Source organism: Photobacterium sagamiensis, from assembly GCF_050337085.1.
Lineage (GTDB): Bacteria > Pseudomonadota > Gammaproteobacteria > Enterobacterales > Vibrionaceae > Photobacterium > Photobacterium sagamiensis.
The window spans coordinates 19,137-38,500 of sequence record NZ_JAKJSP010000055.1; the positions used below are offsets into that span (position 1 = coordinate 19,137).

14 protein-coding genes, 1 pseudogene and 1 riboswitch are annotated in these 19,364 nt (G+C 44.2%); of the genes and pseudogenes, 10 read left to right on the forward strand and 5 right to left on the reverse strand.

Features of this window, described 5'->3' with window-relative positions:
• Nucleotides 1-38: 38 nt before the first annotated feature.
• A riboswitch (TPP riboswitch) is annotated at nucleotides 39-137 on the reverse strand.
• Nucleotides 138-458: 321 nt separating this feature from the next.
• Nucleotides 459-698, forward strand: a pseudogene (gene tnpA, locus L4D76_RS22750) (IS200/IS605 family transposase); the annotation flags it as partial.
• Nucleotides 699-1,028: 330 nt separating this feature from the next.
• Here the strand turns inward: tnpA and L4D76_RS22755 are convergent.
• The gene (locus L4D76_RS22755; RefSeq protein WP_428443155.1) at nucleotides 1,029-1,454 is read right to left on the reverse strand and encodes a hypothetical protein; all 426 of its coding nucleotides are present in this window, start codon (nucleotides 1,452-1,454) and stop codon (nucleotides 1,029-1,031) included.
• A gap of 567 nt (nucleotides 1,455-2,021) precedes the next feature.
• Between L4D76_RS22755 and L4D76_RS22760 the strand changes: the two genes are divergently transcribed.
• A complete protein-coding gene (locus L4D76_RS22760) occupies nucleotides 2,022-2,189 on the forward strand; it encodes a DUF1737 domain-containing protein (protein WP_428443156.1) in 168 nt (55 codons plus the stop codon).
• A gap of 63 nt (nucleotides 2,190-2,252) precedes the next feature.
• Entirely contained in the window at nucleotides 2,253-2,537 is a 285-nt protein-coding gene (locus L4D76_RS22765) for a hypothetical protein (RefSeq protein WP_428443157.1), read from the forward strand.
• A gap of 112 nt (nucleotides 2,538-2,649) precedes the next feature.
• On the opposite strand, the gene L4D76_RS22770 is transcribed toward L4D76_RS22765, so the two are convergent.
• From L4D76_RS22770 to L4D76_RS22780, 3 genes are all read right to left on the reverse strand, one after another.
• The gene (locus tag L4D76_RS22770; RefSeq protein ID WP_428443158.1) at nucleotides 2,650-3,855 is read right to left on the reverse strand and encodes an amino acid ABC transporter substrate-binding protein; all 1,206 of its coding nucleotides are present in this window, start codon (nucleotides 3,853-3,855) and stop codon (nucleotides 2,650-2,652) included.
• Between the two features lie 310 nt (nucleotides 3,856-4,165).
• Nucleotides 4,166-5,023 (reverse strand): glutathione-dependent disulfide-bond oxidoreductase, encoded by an 858-nt coding sequence (gene yghU / locus L4D76_RS22775; protein ID WP_428443159.1) that lies wholly within the window; start codon nucleotides 5,021-5,023, stop codon nucleotides 4,166-4,168.
• A 335-nt stretch (nucleotides 5,024-5,358) separates the two neighbouring features.
• Entirely contained in the window at nucleotides 5,359-6,150 is a 792-nt protein-coding gene (locus tag L4D76_RS22780; protein WP_428443160.1) for a PHP domain-containing protein, read from the reverse strand.
• 1,126 nt (nucleotides 6,151-7,276) lie between these two features.
• On the opposite strand from L4D76_RS22780, the gene L4D76_RS22785 reads away from it, so the two are divergent.
• A complete protein-coding gene (locus L4D76_RS22785) occupies nucleotides 7,277-8,314 on the forward strand; it encodes an ABC transporter substrate-binding protein (RefSeq protein ID WP_428443161.1) in 1,038 nt (345 codons plus the stop codon).
• Nucleotides 8,311-11,691, forward strand: coding sequence for an EAL domain-containing protein (locus L4D76_RS22790; RefSeq protein ID WP_428443162.1), 3,381 nt, complete (start codon nucleotides 8,311-8,313; stop codon nucleotides 11,689-11,691). The genes L4D76_RS22785 and L4D76_RS22790 overlap by 4 nt, the downstream gene beginning before the upstream one ends.
• Nucleotides 11,692-11,746: 55 nt before the next feature.
• Here the strand turns inward: L4D76_RS22790 and L4D76_RS22795 are convergent, their stop codons facing one another.
• Nucleotides 11,747-12,439: an IS6 family transposase gene (locus L4D76_RS22795; protein ID WP_428443163.1), complete on the reverse strand. Its 693-nt coding sequence runs from the start codon at nucleotides 12,437-12,439 to the stop codon at nucleotides 11,747-11,749.
• A gap of 729 nt (nucleotides 12,440-13,168) precedes the next feature.
• On the opposite strand from L4D76_RS22795, the gene L4D76_RS22800 reads away from it, so the two are divergent.
• The 5 genes from L4D76_RS22800 to L4D76_RS22820 all read left to right on the forward strand — a co-directional run bounded on the left by L4D76_RS22800 (nucleotide 13,169) and on the right by L4D76_RS22820 (nucleotide 19,297).
• Nucleotides 13,169-14,143 (forward strand): substrate-binding domain-containing protein, encoded by a 975-nt coding sequence (locus L4D76_RS22800; RefSeq protein ID WP_428443164.1) that lies wholly within the window; start codon nucleotides 13,169-13,171, stop codon nucleotides 14,141-14,143.
• Nucleotides 14,144-14,205: 62 nt separating this feature from the next.
• Nucleotides 14,206-15,699 (forward strand): sugar ABC transporter ATP-binding protein, encoded by a 1,494-nt coding sequence (locus L4D76_RS22805; RefSeq protein ID WP_428443165.1) that lies wholly within the window; start codon nucleotides 14,206-14,208, stop codon nucleotides 15,697-15,699.
• Nucleotides 15,692-16,690, forward strand: coding sequence for an ABC transporter permease (locus tag L4D76_RS22810; RefSeq protein ID WP_428443166.1), 999 nt, complete (start codon nucleotides 15,692-15,694; stop codon nucleotides 16,688-16,690). The genes L4D76_RS22805 and L4D76_RS22810 overlap by 8 nt, the downstream gene beginning before the upstream one ends.
• On the forward strand, nucleotides 16,690-17,649 hold the full coding sequence (locus tag L4D76_RS22815; RefSeq protein ID WP_428443167.1) for an ABC transporter permease: 960 nt from the start codon (nucleotides 16,690-16,692) through the stop codon (nucleotides 17,647-17,649). The genes L4D76_RS22810 and L4D76_RS22815 overlap by 1 nt, the downstream gene beginning before the upstream one ends.
• A gap of 13 nt (nucleotides 17,650-17,662) precedes the next feature.
• On the forward strand, nucleotides 17,663-19,297 hold the full coding sequence (locus L4D76_RS22820; protein WP_428443168.1) for an FGGY-family carbohydrate kinase: 1,635 nt from the start codon (nucleotides 17,663-17,665) through the stop codon (nucleotides 19,295-19,297).
• Nucleotides 19,298-19,364 lie beyond the last annotated feature (67 nt).

The window sequence follows — 19,364 nt, forward strand, 5'->3', positions numbered from 1 at the left end:
CCGTGGAGACTGTGCCAGGAAAACTTGGCCAGAAAGAGAGGACACTACTGTTAGTTCCCTACGCCAGTGTTAACTGGATCAGGTTCAACGGGTCCCACCGAAGTGGTCTCAGCCTTATGGCTCCCCGACTAACTACTTGTTCAATAAACGGTATAAATTATATTCAAAAGTGGAATGTAAACCGTTTAGGCATATATCCTAACACCTTTTTCTGGCTTGGGACCATTTTTATTATGATGCTCAATAGCTTCAGCATCATTCCTGATTCGTTTGAACTATTTTTAGATTCAGATGGCATCCATCGACCATTATTTATGATTCACTTACTCAAGCCCACTCGATTAAATGGGCAGTAGCAAATCAATGTCATGTCTTCGTTGAGCCTGTAATTAAATCTTGGTAAACCACCGCCTCTGGCGGTGTGCCTCGAAAAGACTCCGCCGTTCAGGCGTGCAGAAATGAGAAAATGGCAGAGCCGAGCTCTCATAACACATTATTGCAACTATCACGTCGTATTTGTGCCTAAATATCGAAAGAAAGCCATTTATGGCTCTATTCGTCGAGATATAGGCAAGATTTTGAGAGAGCGGTGTAGGCAACAAGGCGTGGAGATAGTGGAAGGAAATGCGATGAAAGATCATATTCATATGCTTTTGATGATTCCACCGAAATACAGCGTTGCAAACACAATTGGCTTTTATCATACCACCGGCTTTGCCGGTGGTTCATGATTAACAGAGTCTTTTATAATAAAAGCGCCACTCTGGAGTAAGTAGAATGGCGCTATGCAATGTATCTTTATGACTGATTATCTATGTACTTGTCGTTGGTCAATAACTCAACAACGATATTTACATTATCGCTCACTTGTTTTGTTACACGGCCAGGGAACGCTTCCTCTAGTTTGTCCAACTTGTCATATTCTGTATGCCAAATTTTACCCCACTTGGTTTCCGTTGCTCGGTCATGCATGACTATTCAACCCGAGGTAGACAAAAGGCCCGCCAATTAATGACGAGCCCGACAGTTTAAAGTTTGCCCTCAAGCTCTAATTGCAGGGCATTAAGAACGATAAATTCTTCCTCTGTACAACAACGAGCTATTGGAACCCATTGATCCCCCGTCTCGTCTGTTGCCCGAAACTCAGCTCGAAGCTCATACTTTCTATATGTTAAAAACACAAAAGGCAGGCAGATGAAAAAAATCACGAAGCCGGCCGGGGGGACAAAAGCCCAGGTAGCTGCTGAGAGCACCAAAGCCAACGATAAGCTCCTTAACAGATTGTCCTTGAGACTCAATTCTCTTAACTCAATCTTCTTGATTTTTCGTAAGCTATAGCTATCTTTCCTGACTTTCAGATCAAATGAAGTTACCTCAAAATCTTCAGCTACGTACGGCTTGCGAAACCGGATAACGTTCATCAATGTTCGCCTGTTCAGGTTGCTTCTTTTCACCTTCTTTCTCCATGTAGTAAATGTTTTGAAAAACTAATCTAATCATGGAGTTATGCAGCAAACACTAGAATATATAATACATGTGTATTTAAAAGTCTATTGGGATAGCTCACATTTATAGGAAAGTGGAGCTTATTTGACGTCCTTGCTGCTTGTTTTTTAGCCGCTTAGATTTTCTACCGCCACATAGTGCTACTAAATCGAAATGGAGGTGGGATCGGCATGACAGAATGACGTCATTAATTAACTGACGAGTGGTTATTGAAGGCGAATGGAAAAACAAGCAACTGAACTTGACGTTATTGTCGTACTGATTTCTAAAAATGACGGACTGCCTCATGTACCCTGCTTCAGAACTTAAACGTTCACAATAACCAACTGAAATTAAAAGGAAAAAAAATGTATTATTTTTGCAGCATAACCTGATTATTTCTGACTATTATTAATATGCTGGTCGTTTTATTCTTGTCATATAAACATCGACTTAGCATGCAGTTTGCAGTGAACAGGTCACAATTATCTTACTTGTTCATTCATTTTATGTGTGATGCCAGTTGGAGATAGATTATGAAATACAAAATTGTCTGCGATAAACATGAGTTTGAATTTGAGAATAAAATAAACCTTCTTCTTGGACAGGGTTGGAAACTCTACGGTGAAATTGTCGTTAGCCTGGTTGGTTCAGAAGATAAATTAACCTGCTGGTATACCCAGTCGATGGTTAAAGATGATTAAAGAATGTGACAACAATTCTTGTAAGGATACGGTTTTGCTGGCCATCATATCGAGAGCGTTCTCATGTCTGTCTATACCATGATTTTGGAGTATGATGCTGCGACATATATATCACAAGTGGAAGCCAGTGATGAAAAGGCGGCCTTGATAGAATGGGCTGAAGAATTAGATGTCTGTGCTATAGATGGTTTTCCCTTAGATAATGCGGAGCAACTATTAAAGAACCTGGAAGAACAAGTCCTGTCACCGGTAAAAAAGCTGGTAAATGTGTGGAATTTAACTTTTGTGGTAGGGCATGATCTTGCAATATTGCATCTGATTAAAACTGAATTGCAGATCAATAGTTGAATGATACGAGTTAGCCTTTGTTGAATCATGCACCACAAGGTGCAGTGTTGTTCAAAGTAAAAGAAGTTGTGGAGGAGGGGGCCAGCCCCCCTCCGGATAGTTGGTCTCTGAATTAACGGATAGGTGGGGCGTACAGAATCCCGCCATCTTGCCAGAGTGCATTAACACCGCGTTTCATTCCAAGCGGAGAGTTCGTTCCGACCGTACGCTCGAAACTCTCACTGTAGTTACCTACTTGTTTGATAATGCGGTAACCCCAGTCGTCACTTAATCCCAATCCTTTGCCTTTCGGCCCATCTAAACCAATGAGGTGGCGGATATTCGGATCATTAGAACTCTTCATATCATCGACACTAATAGAGGAAACACCTAGCTCTTCCGCTGCTAGCATGGTGTAAAGCGTCCATTTGACAATGTTGAACCACTGATCATCGCCTTGACGGACGACCGGGCCCAACGGCTCTTTAGAGATGATTTCAGGTAAAACGACGGCACCAGAAGGATCCTGCAAGTTCAGGCGTAGCGCATAGAGGGCTGACTGATCGGTTGTCAATACATCACAACGTCCGGCATCAAAACCTTCAACCGTTTGAGTCCCTGTATCATAGATGACTGGTGTATATTTCATTTCTCGATAGCGGAAGTATTCTGCGAGGTTAAGTTCTGTTGTGGTGCCAGACTGGACACAAATTGTTGCACCATCAAGCTCTGTTGCACTGTATACGCCAAGGTTCTTTTTAATCATGAAACCCTGGCCATCGTAGTAATTCACGCCAGCAAAATTGACCCCCAATGTGGTATCACGATGCATTGTCCAAGTGGTATTACGAGCTAACAGGTCGACTTCTCCTGACTGCAGAGCAGTAAAGCGTTCTTCCGTTGTTAGCGGGATATACTTTACTTTTGTTTTATCACCAATGGTTGCAGCTGCAACCGCCTGACAAAACTCTACATCCAGCCCTTCCCATTCGCCTTTTGCGTTCGGGTTAGAGAATCCCGGTAAGCCATTGCTGACCCCGCATTGAACATAGCCTTGTTTTAGGACTTTATCTAAGGTTTGAGGCTTATTGGTACTGGTAGGTTTATTTGCCAGTTGCTTTTCAAGGCTGACAATTTTGTCTTGTAGTGGTTTGATGATATCCGGTTCAGAAGTTGTTGCAGCAGGCAGCTCTGATTGCTTCATTTGCTGCTCAAGCGTTTGGATTTTTGCTTCGAGTGATTTGATTAGTTCTTTGTCCTGAACGTTGCTCTTATCACAGCCGGAGAGTATTAATGCTAAGGCCGAAATTACGAAAGAGAATTTTATCGTTTGCTTCATAGTTACGTCCTGCCATTTCTAAATAAATAAGAGAGATCAAAATTATTTGATTTCTTATGAAGAGCATCGATGTAATAAATCTATATTATTCGTATCAATATTCAGTATAGGAACAGATTGTAATTCTTCTAGTAATCGAGTATTTCTTCAGTCATGGGGGGCTCTCTGTGTCAGGATTGATGCTCCTCTTGTGAATGAGGCTGTATTGGCACAAACACTTTAAGAAAATGGATTTAGATTACAAAGAAATGAAATATTAGGATTAATCATCCCCTTAGATAGCCCCAAGGGGATGATTATTAAGGTATGTCTAAGGCTGTTTCTTTAGCGCTTCATCAATGTCCGCGGCATTGTGTCGCTCGGGAACCTGTTCCCACTCTTCACCCCAAGAGCGGTTCACAATTCTGCCGCGCTGTACGGCACTGCGTTCTGAGATCTCATTCGCCCAGCGTTGCAAGTTGGTGTAACTGGCGACATCTAGGAACTCTGCCGCATCGTAAATTTCACCAAGTACCAAATTTCCGTACCAAGGCCAAATTGCCATATCAGCGATGCTGTATTCGTCACCGGCAATAAATTTGTTGCTTGCCAGTTGCTTATCAAGCACATCCAACTGACGTTTGGTTTCCATCGCGAAGCGGTTGATAGGGTATTCAAACTTCTCTGGTGCGTACGTATAGAAGTGACCAAAACCACCGCCAAGGTAAGGCGCAGAACCTTGCAGCCAGAACAACCAGTTCATAACCTCAGTACGAGATTTGATGTCTTTTGGTAGGAAATAGCCGAACTTATCCGCCAGATAAAGCAAAATCGCCCCCGACTCAAACACATTGATTGGCGCATCACCTGAGTGATCCACCAAAGCAGGAATCTTCGAGTTTGGGTTCACTCCAATGAAGCCTGATGAGAACTGATCCCCATCGCCAATTTCAATTAAGTAAGCATCGTACTCAGCTTCAGAGACACCCAGTGCCAGCAACTCTTCCAGCATGATGGTCACCTTTTGCCCATTAGGTGTTCCCATTGAGTAAAGCTGCAATGGGTGCGGGCCTACAGGAAGGTCTTGTTCATGTCTTGCGCCCGAATCAGGTCGATTAATACTCGCCCACTGACCGCCACTTTCATTATCCATTGTCCAAACTTTTGGTGGTGTATATTCGTTTGCCATTGCGTTTCCTTATCTGTATTAGGCTCTACATACATAGATATCTGGTCTTTTTTGCCAGTTAAAACCTTTCAGCCGCTTTTTTAGTTAGAACCTTTGGTTATTAGAATATCTTGCTCGACATAAGTGTAGTGTCACGCGAGTAGTTCTGGAGCATGTCTAAGAAAACACCAGATCATGTTTAATGGGAGATGCTAAGGAGCGCTGATGAACAGTGGGATGGTATCCCAGCTTCATTATTATGACGGAGTAATTACTGTTTTGTGCTTTGGATGTTAGATCAAAAAATTGAAGAATAGATCATCTTCTACGAGTGAAGGTGACCTATTTATTGGTGGTTAATTCGATTTAGGTGTGAAATTGGGATTTTTGTCCTGATTCAGAATACAGAACTCGTTGTCTTTAAGAGCGAATTCAAGAGCGGTTAGGGATGGGATGTCCATTTTTACCCAAGTAAAACTACTTCCAAAATCTATTATGGAGTGAGCATCAGAACCACGAACTACCGTGATATGAGAAGCCGCTTTTTTCAGTTCAGGATGGACGGTATCGAGGTGAGTAGTATTAAGGAACTGCGCAGCATCAATTAGATTGAGTGATTTCTGTATATCTGGGTTAACGTTTCGAACATTTTCTAGCAGACCTTTTGATCCCTCGATATGAGCAGGGATTGCAACTCCACCTGCCTGTTTGATTTTTGTGATAATGGTTTCAATTGACTCGGTAGTCGATGTTCTTTCGGGATCACCAAAATCATCGAAAATGCCGCACGCGCCAAGTAGCAATGTGATGTGATTTGAAGCGACGCTTGGGTCAAAAAGTGCCAGTAAGTGGATACGGCTGGCGCCGGTTGATACTGTGATTTCACATCCTGGAAAAATATGTAGCGGCCGATACCATTGTTCTGACTTATCCAGGTTGATATATGTTTCTTTCAGTTTGTTAACCCAACTGCCGGAGTTGTGGTCAGTGACAGCCACACAGTCTATTTCGGCTTGCATTACAGCTTTTAGCCACTCAACTTCATTAGGGATTTCTTGATCACGGTAATCAATAGAGGCTGGGGTATGAGTATGGAAATCAAATTTGTACCACTGACTTCCAATAGTCGGTTGAGGCATTAATGCCATTCCTTATTAAGATCACCAAAATTGGCTGACTAATTTTAAAAGTATATCGGTGTTCTTTTTATGATCGTTATCGCATATTCCCATTTAGTAGAGGCATATTTTGGCTCTGAGCACCTCAATGCCGATGAGATGAAGACATCCTTAGAACAAGCGCGCATGCGGGAGGGCTTAAGCTAGACGGCTAAACTGTTCACATCATTATCTGTATTGATTCACACACGAACTGACAGTTCGAGGTGTTAGGTTCAACTTCATCTGAAATCTCTACGCTCGGAAACTCCCAATGCGAGCTAAATGCCGTTCTCGGCCTTGAAATTCCAAACTGAATAGTCACGCAGGGTGGGAAGACGGAAACTGAATCGCTCTTGCCCCAAAGCTATTTAGAGCATTTGTTCATTCGTATTCTGTTAATACTGGTTTGCCATAGCTTTATTCATGCTTATTTTATGAATAAATCTCACTGTGTCGTTATCGAATGGGCAACAAGGGTGTTGCTCACTTTCTACCATTTGCGCTCGTTGTACAAAATTTGATGGTGGGTGGTACGGTTGATTGTTAATGCTCGGTTACGGATACGGAAAAAGCGCTAGAGGAAGCTAACGCCCTTTCGCCTCCATAGCACCTTACGCGTTAGATTTAATATCGGATACTTTGAAAGTTTCACAAAGCCTGATAATGATTTTACGAGAATCTAGATTGTATGGTTCTAATCAGATTGACACTCAATAGAGACATCATTTCAAGTGCATCAAACCTGTAGGCTGATGTCTGCCTATTTACCCAGTTGTAATTTGAGAAATCAAAAGAGTAGAGATTAAGCTTGATTAAACGAGACAAGGTTTTGCACGAGCACGTTATAGAACTGATATTAATCATCTGATTTTAATGGCTTTTTATGTGAGGGGATACGTTCGTGTAAGTTCTCGCTAAATACCAACGCTTGCTTTTCACAGCATCAATTCTCAAAAAACATGTCAGTAATGTGCATGAATCTCATTGATATATAATAATTTTATTACTATATATAAAACAGGTTGACTATTAAATTGATTCAAAAGAATTTATTTCCTAGAGCGGGTATCGTTTTAACCCCCGGGTATCGTGAACAAAAAGAGAATAATGCGAAATGTTTAAAAAGCTTATTGTCGTCACAGGTATTTTGTTGGTCTTAATCATCGTCGGTTTTGTCTGGTGGCAGCCCGCCCCGAAGATGGAAGAAGGGGCGAAGACAACTGACCTTCCGTTGAAGGTTGCCCGCTATTACTGGCCGGGAACGTATTGGGTAGAAATCGCCGATAAAAAAGGCTGGTTTGAAGAGGCTGGCCTGAATGTTGAGCTTATCGACTCTAATCCCGACTATTGGGGGTCCTTGCAGGATACGGTTGATGGAAAAATAGACGTTAGCAACTTCACCTTGTTTGATCTAATGCGTTTTAACGCAGGGGGAGCTGATCTTGTTCTGGTCATTAATGGCGACAACTCCACAGGCTCAGAGGCCATTGTAGTGAGGTCTGCCATTGCAACACTCGCGGACTTGAAAGGGAAAACCATCGGCGTTGATGTAGGGACCTATTTGGAATACATACTGGATGTCGTACTAAGACGGTATGGGTTAATGTCCGATGATGTTACTAAAGTAAAGATCGCCGGCGAGAAGGCGGCAGAAGAATTCGAGAAGGGGAAGCTAGATGCTATTGTCACTTGGGAGCCTGTTGTATCTGAGGCGATAGAAAAATGGAATGGCCGAAAGCTCTTTGATACTTCGGCGATTCCTGGCATATCCCCCAGTGGTCATACTTTCCGTCGTAGCTTCATTAAAGAAAGGCCAGCTGATGTTCAGGCCTATGTCAATGTGTGGCACAAAACGACGCAATTCATCAAGGAAAATCCGGACGAGGCATTTGGCATCATCGCCGCGATTTATAATATCACTCCGGGCGAGGCACTGGCGTTTGCGCGCTTAGCCCGAATACTGGATACCCGAGAAAATCTGACCTCCTTCTCTTACGGCGCGGGGTTTGAATCGCTGCACGGTACAGCCCGGCAGATAAATAACTTTCTTATAGACCATGATGTGACTAAAACGCAGCTGGACAGCACGGAATTTATTGACGCTACCTTCATCCGAGCTCTCAAGCATTCCTTGCAGCAAGAAGCGCTATGAAATTTGCATCCAAGATCACTCTATCCATTGTAATGATGTCGCTCATTGCCGTGCCGATACTGGTACTTGGCACTTTTTATTCTGCCAGAACGGTACTTCAGAAAAACATTGCCAAAAATTATCAGCAAATTGCGCATCATCAAATGCTGAGAATTGACCGTGTCCTCTATATCGCTTATCGGGATATCCAGATGATCGCAGAAGACGTAATGTTACAGGCGTTTCTGGAGCCTAAAAAAGAGAGCGAAGGAATAATCTCAGATTTGATCTTCAAAGAGTGGGAAGAACGTACCTTTCTGACAGGTCCATGGGACCAGTTAACCTTGATTGACGGTGAGGGTTCAATCCTCATGTCGACAGATAAGGAGAGTGTTGGAAAGCATATAGAGGAATATCCGACAAGCAGTGTCGCCTACCACAATGCCATGAAGGGGAGGGAGTACTATTCTGACTTGGTGCTGCCCGGGAAGAGCGGCAGGCCCACGGTTATGTTTACCGCGCCGATTAGAAGCAATTGGGGGGATAATTATATTAAAGGTGTGGTTATCGGTCATTTTGCCTGGCCCGTGATTATGCAGATGCTGAATGAAATAGCCCCTCCGGCCATTGCATACCTTTTCAACAGAGAGGGGTTGATCATCGCCAGCCCGTCAGCTTACGCTGATAAAATCTTGCAACCCGGTCACATCGATCACGAACGGGTAAAAAAGGTACTTGTAAATGGTGATGAGGGAAAAGCTGTTATTGAGAAAGGCAGGAGCAAAGCCTCCGAGGCTGTGTTGGCAGTATCTTCTTTGCAGAATGGGCTATACGGCTATAGGGGGAGCGGCTGGAAACTGGTGCTGGAGGTCCCGCTTGAAAAGGCGCTGGCGCCCGTTAACCTGCTGGCAAGAAAGATCGCCGCTCTCGCAGTGATTGTTATGATGTTTCTGGTAGTAGGCCTCTATTACGTCGGCAGATTGCTTGCCCGACCGGTGGAGATACTGACTGAAACGGTAGAGGAAGTTTCGCTCGGTAATCTGACAGTACAAGCTGAAGTAAGCACAAAAGATGAAGTCGGGGAGCTGGCTTCATCATTTAACAGGATGACCGAAGCACTGCAGAGGACGACGGTTTCGAGAAATTATGTAGATAACATCCTGAAGACGATGCCTGGTTCCCTGATCGTCATGAACCCTAGTGCAGTCATTGTCTCGGTGAATCAGGCCACCCTCGACCTGTTGGGCTATGAGGAAAAAGAGCTGATTGGCCAGCCGCTTGGTATCATTTTAGAAGAAGAACCCATTTTTCAGAAAAAAAGCCTTGATGTCTTAATCAAGCAGGGTTTTATTACCAACATTGAGAAATCCTATCTTGGCAAGGGTGGCAACAGGATACCGGTGCTGTTCTCCGGTTCGGTGATGTACGATGGTGAAGGAAAGGTTCAGGACATTATTTGCGTCGCAACGGATATCAGAGAGCGCAGGGAGCAAGAAGAAAAATTGCGTCGAACCAGTCGAGCCCTGAGTGCTATCCATGCCAGCAATATGCTTCTGACACGGTCTGAGGATGAACAGCAACTGTATGAGGGTGTTTGTCAGACCATCGTGGAGAAAGCCGGATATCGATTTGCCTGGGTAGGTCTGGTGCAACAAGATAGGGAGGAGCGGGTACTGCCTGCAGCCTGGGCCGGTGAGGAACAAGGTTACATCAATGCACTGGAGCGATGCTGGCAAGATGAAGGTCAGGCACCCTGTCCGGTGGCTATGGCGATCCGAACGGGTACGCAATGCGTTGAGATGGACATCAGGAGTGAGTCCGATAGCTTTCTCTGGCGCAAGGAAGCCTCCAAACGTGGTTATGGCGCTGTGATCCGGTTCCCTCTTGTGCTGGAAAAAGTGGCATTCGGTGCTCTTTCAATCTACAGCGCAGAGATAAATGCCTTTGAACCGGAAGAGATAGCATTGTTGCAGGAACTGGCCGGTGATCTCGCCTATGGCGTTATGGCATTGCGGACACAACAAAAACACAAAAAAGCCGAGGAAAAGATCACCCATCTGGCCTTTCATGATTCTCTGACTGGCCTACCTAACCGGACAACGATAATGCAGTTGCTGAACCAGGCCATCGACCAGATCCGCCTGCAGGGAGGGGCAGCGGCTATCTTGTTTGTCGACCTGGATAATTTCAAATTAGTTAACGACACACTCGGGCATGCAGCCGGTGATGAATTGCTTTGTGAAGCGGCTGAGCGAATGAAGAGTGTCGTACGAGCCAATGACATCGTGGCGCGTCAAGGGGGGGATGAGTTCATTGTGCTTCTTACACGGTACGGAAGACAGACGGATGAGACCACACTTAATCAGAAGGCGATTATTGTTGCGCAAAGAATTCTGGAAGAGATGCAAAAACCCATCCTTGTCATGGGGCATGATGCATATGTTTCAGCCAGTATTGGTATCAGCCTGTTTCCAGATGATGCAGAAGAAGCTGCTCAGGTGATACAAAATGCAGATAACGCCATGTACAGGGCCAAGGAGCTGGGGCGTGATAATTATCAGTTTTTCTCCAGGGAGCTATCAGAACGCCAGAAAAAGAAAATGGCACTGGCAACAATGTTGCATAAGGCAATAGAACGACAGGAATTTGTACTCCATTACCAGCCGGTCGTTGATTTAGCCAGTGGCAAAATGCTTGGTGTGGAAGCGCTTATTCGCTGGGAGAAAGAAAGTGGTATTTTGATATCACCTGCAGATTTCCTGCCTGTCGCGGAAGATACTGGCTTGATATTGCCGATAGGCGAGTGGGTCATTGAGGAAGCCTGTTGCCAGGCTCGAAAATGGGCTAACAAGGGGATTTCATTGCAAATGGCTATAAATATGTCACCTCGACAGATGTGGTCTGCTGACATTGGCCATGATGTGCTGCATATAATCAATAGAACGGGTGTATCAAAGAATTTACTGGAATTTGAAGTCACCGAGTCCTCTATGGTTAAGGAGGCTGAACGAACAGAGAAAGCACTGGAGTATTTCAAGAAAAATGGTATAAAAATTGCCCTGGATGATTTTGGTACGGGTTATTCTTCACTGGATCGACTGAAGCACTTGCCTTTCCATAAACTCAAAATCGATAAGTCGTTTGTAGATGGTATTCCTGATGATGAAGATGACGTGGCCATCATATCCGCAACGGTCAAAATGTCACAAAGTCTGGGACTTTCATCCCTGGCTGAAGGGATTGAAACGGTTGAACAGTGGCGTTTTCTAAAGGATCTGGGGTGTGATTTTGGCCAGGGATATTATTTTTCAAAGCCTGTGACGGCAGCTGAAATAGAACGCTTGTATCAACAGGAACAACATTGGATGGTAGAAACAGAAATGATGGAAACAGAATAAGCGGTTTTGTCGCAAAGTTATGAAGAAGTACAAGCGTACTGATTTTCAAATACAATTAGGCTGCTAGCGCGTAAAACTGCTCCCAAACAGATAAGTCTACAGGGTTGTCGAGCTGTCCATTTTTAATCATTGACCATAGCTCCACGCCTGCGAGGGTGGCTTTGGCTCCTTCATCAGATTTCCATCCCAGGCACTGATGCATCTTGCCTTTCACTTTCCGGTGGCTTTGCTCGACTAGGTTGTTCAAATACTTAACTTGAAGCACTTCAATCAGGTTGAGCATCTTCCCCATCAACCAGAGTTGGACGTTGATATTATGCAGCGCTAAAGCATTCGCACCACTCTTATCAATCACGACCTTTTCAGGTAATCCGTTATGGCCTATCGCCTTGTTGAAGAAGGCGCGAGCTGCTTTCTTGTCACGGTGATCACATAGTAAAAAATCAATGACATTGCCGTATTTATCAACGGCTCGGTAGTAATACTTCCATTTACCTTTGACGTTAATGTATGTCTCATCCATCCGCCATGATGACGCGACTGGTTTTTTCATTTGTCGAGCACGATGCTCCAGTAACGGGGCGTATTTGATGACCCACCGATTGATGGTTGAGTGATCAACATAAATACCTCGCTCAACCATGATCTCTTCGATTTCGCGATAACTCAGTTTATAAGCAAGGTAGTAGCGAATGGACAGGAGAATGATTTCTGAAGGAAAGTGCCGGGCTGAAAAATGGATGGTCATGCGATTACATTGAGTGGAAAGCTTCGGTGATCATAACTCATAGAGTGACTTTGCGACAAAACCAAATTGCGTGCATTGAACAAGTAGCCTGTATTTCTAAATGGGGACTCATATGTGTGATAGGCATCAATCCGAGGACAGTTCTTCCGCTCAGGAGCGGGCTATGACTTAGAGGTGATAGTCATATTCGGCATTTGTGTAAGTAAGAAGTATATGTACTCACCAGCTTACGTCTGATAAACGCTGAACTCAATTTAAATGGCCTGCCTTAATTTTAGAGGCGTTGTAATAAAATAACATCTAGTGGTCATTAATTTTAATTGCCAGAGTATAGCGTTTCTTTTAACCTTGACTACTCATCACATTTATCTTTAGCAGTTATGAAAATCTACATACAAAAGCAGAACCAGATCTTGTTTATTAACTTATTTTTAATAAACAGTATTTACATTCTATTGATAGCTCTGTTTTTTGTATTTACATCAGAGTTGTTGTTGTGTTTTTGTTTTCTTATTGTGTGATTATTGTTTGTTTTGCGGTGTTCTAGTTTGTTTCAATTACGTCACACTTTCAGTTTAACTGGTTGGTAACAGTGGCGTATCTGTATGGTTACATTAATGTGCATCTGTCACATTATGAGAGCCATTTTCAGTTTGTTCTTTCTGTATGCCTCATATTCATCTCATCGAATCTCCAATACCCTATACGCATAATAAAGGATTGATAACGATGAAAAAGGTCTTGTTCAAAGTTGCTGCTCTTTCACTGGCCCTTGCTACTGCCGGTGTCCAGGCAAAAGACTATGAAATTGTGAACGTCGTGAAAGTATCAGGTATCCCATGGTTCAACCAAATGAACAAAGGTATCGAGCAAGCTGCAGTTGACTTCGGTGTCAATGCGCGTCAATTGGGCCCTTCAACGCCAGATCCTGCTCAGCAGGTAAAAATCATTGAAGATCTGATTGCCAAAGGGGTCGATGCTATAACGGTCGTTCCCAATGATGTCACAGTACTTGAACCCGTATTCAAGAAAGCGCGTGCGAAGGGTATCGTTGTACTGACCCACGAATCGCCAGATGGCCACAGTGCCGACTGGGATATCGAAACGATTGATAATCAAGCTTATGCCATGGCGACAATGGATGAGCTTGCGAAAAACATGGGAGAGAAAGGTGGTTATGTAGTTTATGTTGGCTCTTTAACAGTTCCTCTACATAACAACTGGGCAAATCTTGCAATTGATTATCAGAAGCAAGCTTATCCTGAAATGTATGAAGTCACTAGCCGTATGCCTGTCGCAGAAAGTATTGATGCTTCTTTTGCGGCTACGAATGATTTGATGAAAGCACACCCTGATATGACAGGTGTTGTTTCTTATGGCTCGCTTGGTGGTATCGGTGCTGGCGAGGCAATTAAGAAGAAACGCGCAAAAAATAAAATGAGCATAGTAGGCATTATGATGCCAAGCCAAGCAGCACCTTACTTGATGCGTGGTGAGATTGACAAAGGCTTCTTGTGGAACCCTGCTGATGCCGGTTATGCCATGGTGGCCATTGCGAAACAAATGCTGGATGGTCAAAAAGTTGTTGATGGCGTAACAGTGAATAATCTTGGTGTCGCTGAAATCGATAAAGAAAACCGTGTGATTAAGTTCAATAAAATCCTCGAAGTGGATAAGTCAAACGCACGTGAATTAGGCTTCTAATCGCTGTATCGGAATATATTGTTCAGGGCAGTGCAATGCTGCCCTTTAGCTGGAAATCCATCATGTCAAACGAAGCATTCATTACCTTAAAACGGGTATCCAAGCACTTTGGTTCAGTTAAGGCCCTTGACGGCATCAACCTGACCTTCAATAAAGGTGAAGTACATTGCCTTGCGGGGAAAAACGGCTGTGGAAAAAGTACGTTATTCAAGGTGATCTCTGGGGTTCATGATCCTGAAAAAGGCGCCGAGATTATTCTTGGTGGAAAAAGCTATTCCCGCCTTAATCCACAGCAATCCATAGAACATGGCATTCAGGTTATCTATCAAGATTTGTCCTTATTTCCCAACCTGACTGTCGCTGAAAATATTGCTGTGCAAGATCATATGGCTTGGACAAAAGGTCTAGTTAAGCAAGCACGCTTAAATACGATAGCTCAAGCTGCGATGGACAAAGTTGGCGTGTTACTGCCTTTGACTAAACGCGTTGATCAACTTTCTATTGCAGAATGTCAATTGGTGGCGATATGTCGTGCGATGGCCTCTGATGCCAAACTGGTCATTATGGATGAGCCAACGGCTTCACTGACTCGCACCGAAGTAAATAGTTTAATTAACGTTGTCGCCGATCTTAAATCCAAAGGTGTCACTGTGGTGTTTGTCAGTCACAAGTTGGATGAAGTGATGGAAATTTCAGATCGTATTACGGTGATTCGCGATGGTAAAACTATCGGTACTTACCCAGCTGAAGAAATGAACAGTGATGAGTTGGCCTTCTTAATGACTGGGCAACGATTTGAGTTTTCGCCATTAGGTGAATATCAGCGACAGGGGGAAGTGAAGTTAGAGGCAATTAAACTGACGAAGAAAGGTCAGTTCAATGATATCAACCTCCAAGTGCGTGCCGGTGAGATTGTCTCTATCACTGGCTTGTTGGGCTCAGGACGGACTGAATTGTGTTTGGCCCTATTTGGTATGACACAGCCAGATAGCGGTGAAATACAGATCAATGGAAAACCAGTCAAACTTCGCTCTAACCGAGAGGCAATCGCCCATGGTATTGGTTATGTGTCGGAAGATAGGATGAGTACCGGTCTGGTGATGGAACAATCCATTCAGGATAATACCACTGCGGCAGTCCTGCCGAGGCTGAAAAAACCTAACGGGTTTCTGGATCATACTAAGGCGAAAGGCTTGGTAAAAAAACTCATCTCTTCTTTATCTATTAAAGTGGCTGACCCAATGTTACCTGTTACTAGCTTGTCGGGCGGTAATGCTCAGCGTATCTCCATTGCCAAATGGATTGCGGCAGAGCCGGATGTTTTGATCCTCGACTCACCGACGGTCGGGGTCGATGTCGCCAACAAAGAAAGTATTTATCAGATAGCCAAAGATCTAGCGGCAAAGGGTATGGCAATCATTATGGTAAGTGATGAAATTCCTGAGGTGTTTTATAACAGCCACCGCGTCATTGTGATGAAAGATGGGTGTTTTATACGTGACTTCCACCCAGTGACCTCTTCCGAGCAAGAAATTATGGAGGCCGCTAATGCCTGATCAAATTCGTTTTCACTGGGATGCATTAATAAAGCGCCATGAGTTTTATCTCGCGGTATTGATTGGCTTGATAGTCGTGGGATTGGGCGTTACCACTGAAGATTTCTTTACGCTGGGGAATGTCTTCGACATGTCAGTGAGTTCAGCCATCTTAGGTATCATGGCTTGTGGGCTTTTTGTCGTACTGATAGCTGGTGGTATTGATATTTCATTTCCGGCCACAGCTGCGATAGCACAGTACGTCATGGCGACGTATGTACTGTCTATTGGTGGTAACTTCTTCATCGCATTCTTGATTGCGGCCGTTGTCGGTATTCTGCTCGGTCTAATCAACGCCATATTGGTGTACAAGCTGAAAGTGCCGGCCATCATCATTACGATTTCAACATTGAACCTGTTTTTCGGCCTGCTGATTTATTTCAGCAACGGTGAATGGCTGTACGGTTTCCCTGATTGGTTCATGGAGGGCATTGAGCTGTTCACCTTTATCGGTAGCGATGGTTACGATTATGGCTTATCACTCCCGATTATTACCTTAGTGGTCGTTGTTTTGTTCACCTCATTTTTGATGTCTAAAACGCGCTTGGGGCGTCAGATTTATGCGATGGGCGGTAATGCGGATGCGGCCAGCCGAATTGGTATCAATTTGTTTGGTATTCATTTGTTTGTTTACGGTTATATGGGAGCGCTGGCGGGCATTGCTTCGGTAGTTCAAACCCAAATTACCCAGTCAGTTGCGCCAAACTCATTAATGGGCTTCGAGCTCACGGTGTTAGCGGCGGTGGTGTTAGGTGGGACGAGTATGACCGGTGGTAAAGGCACATTAATGGGTGTCGTGCTTGGTGTGACTTTGTTAGCCATCATAAAGAATGGGTTAACACTGCTAGGTGTACCTTCATATTGGCATACTGTCGTCACGGGTCTCATCATTGTATTCAGTATCAGTATGACTGCGCTGAATGAAAAGAAACAAGTATTACAGGGGGCATAATGGATCAGGTACTGAACGCAATGAAGCTTCCAACGGACAGGAATATTCGTTATCTGTTAGTCATTCTTGTGGGTATTTTTGCCGTCATGGCTATCGCAAGTGGAGACACGTTCTTCTCGCTAGCAAACTTACAGTCAATGTCGTCACAAATGCCGTTATTGGGGATGTTAGCACTCGCAATGGCAGTGTGTATGCTTACTGGTGGTATTAATCTTTCCATCATTGCGACCACCAACGCATGTAGCTTAGTGATGGCAAGTATTATCACGATGGGCCCGGATAATGGCATGGTACTGTTGTTGGCGTTAGTTGCCGGGTTAGCAACCGCGATTGTGATTGGTCTGCTTAATGGTGCATTGATTGCCTATGTTGGGGTTTCTCCAATACTGGCAACACTAGGGATGATGACATTAATCAATGGACTGAACGTACTGATCTCCGGTGGGAGTGTGATATCGGGCTTCCCTGAGTCATTGTTAGTGCTGGGTAATGGTTCGTTTTTCGGCATCCCAATGCCACTTATTTTATTCGTGTTTTTTGCTATTGGCCTGTGGGGTTTACTGGAACATACCAGCCTAGGCCGCACCATCTACCTTATGGGGTCGAACGAGAAAGCAACCCGCTTCTCGGGAATCAACACACAAAAAGCCGTTCTCTATGTGTACGCTATTTCATCGATTCTTTGTTGGGTTGCCGCGATGATTATGATGGCGAAATTCAACTCGGCAAAAGCCGGTTACGGGGAATCATATTTATTGATAGCCATCTTGGCATCGGTGTTAGGGGGGATTAACCCAGACGGTGGCTTTGGGCGAATCATTGGTATTGGCCTGGCATTGATTGTACTGCAGACGTTAGAAAGTGGTTTGAACTTACTGGGTGTAAGTAGCTACCTAACAATGGCTCTTTGGGGTGGCATTCTGATCTTATTTATTGCCCTACAAAAACGAAAAGCTTAGTGGAGAGAACAAGATGAGTATTTATTTTATTGGCGTTGACGTTGGTAGTGGCAGCGCACGAGCTGGTGTTTTCGATGCCTCAGGTCGAAAAGTCGGTGAAGCGAAACGTGATACACAGATATTTAAACCCCGTGCTGATTTTATCGAGCAGTCGTCTGAAGACATTTGGCAAAGTGTCTGTATGGCGGTCAAAGATGCAGTTTCGCAAGCAAACATTGATCCAATCCAAGTGAAAGGTATCGGTTTTGATGCAACCTGTTCTCTGGTTGTATTAGACAAAAAAGGCCAACCGCTTACCGTGAGCCCTACAGGTCGTAGCGAGCAAAACATCATTATGTGGATGGATCATCGAGCCATTGCACAAGCTGAGCGTATTAATGCTACTAAGCATCCGGTATTGGCGTATGTGGGAAATCGCATATCACCTGAGATGGAAACGCCGAAGCTGCTTTGGCTAAAACAAAATATGCCAAATACCTGGTCACAGGCGGGGTACTTTTTTGATTTGCCGGACTTCTTAACTTGGAAAGCAACGTTTGATGATAGTCGCTCGCTTTGCTCGACAGTATGTAAGTGGACATACCTTGGTCATGAAGGGAAATGGGATACACATTTCTTTGAGCGTATAGGATTAGAAGATTTACTCTCTGATGGCGCTAAATCCATAGGCGATACGATTAAGCCAATGGGCGAGCCGGTTGGGCAAGGCCTGACCGCACATGCCGCTGATGACTTAGGTTTAGTCCGAGGTACGCCGGTAGGTACTTCAATCATTGATGCTCATGCTGGTGGTATTGGTGTCCTTGGCGCAGCAGGTATGACTGGAGAAAATGCTGATTTCAACAAGCGCTTGGCGTTGATTGGCGGAACTTCGTCTTGTCATATGGCAGCTTCAAAGACTGCGCGTTTCATCGATGGTGTATGGGGCGCTTACTATGGGGCAATGATCCCGGGTTATTGGCTAAATGAAGGTGGGCAGTCAGCGACAGGAGCATTGATTGACCATGTGATAACATCGCATCCGCTATATGAGTCGTTAAAAGAACAAGCAAAAAATGCAGGTACTACCGTCTATCAGCTACTGAACGATCACTTATTGAAGCTGGCTGGTAGTAAAGAGGACATCGCGTTTCTGACTAAGGACATTCATGTCTTACCTTACTTTCATGGAAACCGTTCACCACGCGCAAACCCAAATTTGACCGGGACGATTACAGGGCTAAAAATGTCGAAGACAATCGACGATATGGCTTTGGCATACCTTGCCACAATTCAGGCTATTGCGTTGGGGACAAGACATATTATCGAAGTGATGAATCAGTCTGGCTATGAGATAGATACCATCATGGGATGCGGAGGGGGAACGAAGAACACCATTTTCATACAAGAACATGCGAACGCTACTGGTTGTGTAATGTTACTACCAGAAGAAAGTGAAGCTGTATTATTAGGCTCTGCGATGCTTGGCTCAGTAGCATCAGGTTTCTATGCAGATATTCCAGATGCGATGAATGCAATGAGTCGTATTGGAAAGACTGTGACCCCGCAAACGGACAGAATCAAGCGCTTCTATGATATGAAATATCAGATTTTCCATCAGATGTATGAAGATGATATGAAGTACAAACAGCTGATGTCTGAGTTCTAAAATACTACTCTCGTCATTTCTTATGATACGGCCTCTTTATTGAGGCCGTTTTTACATGAAGAATGGA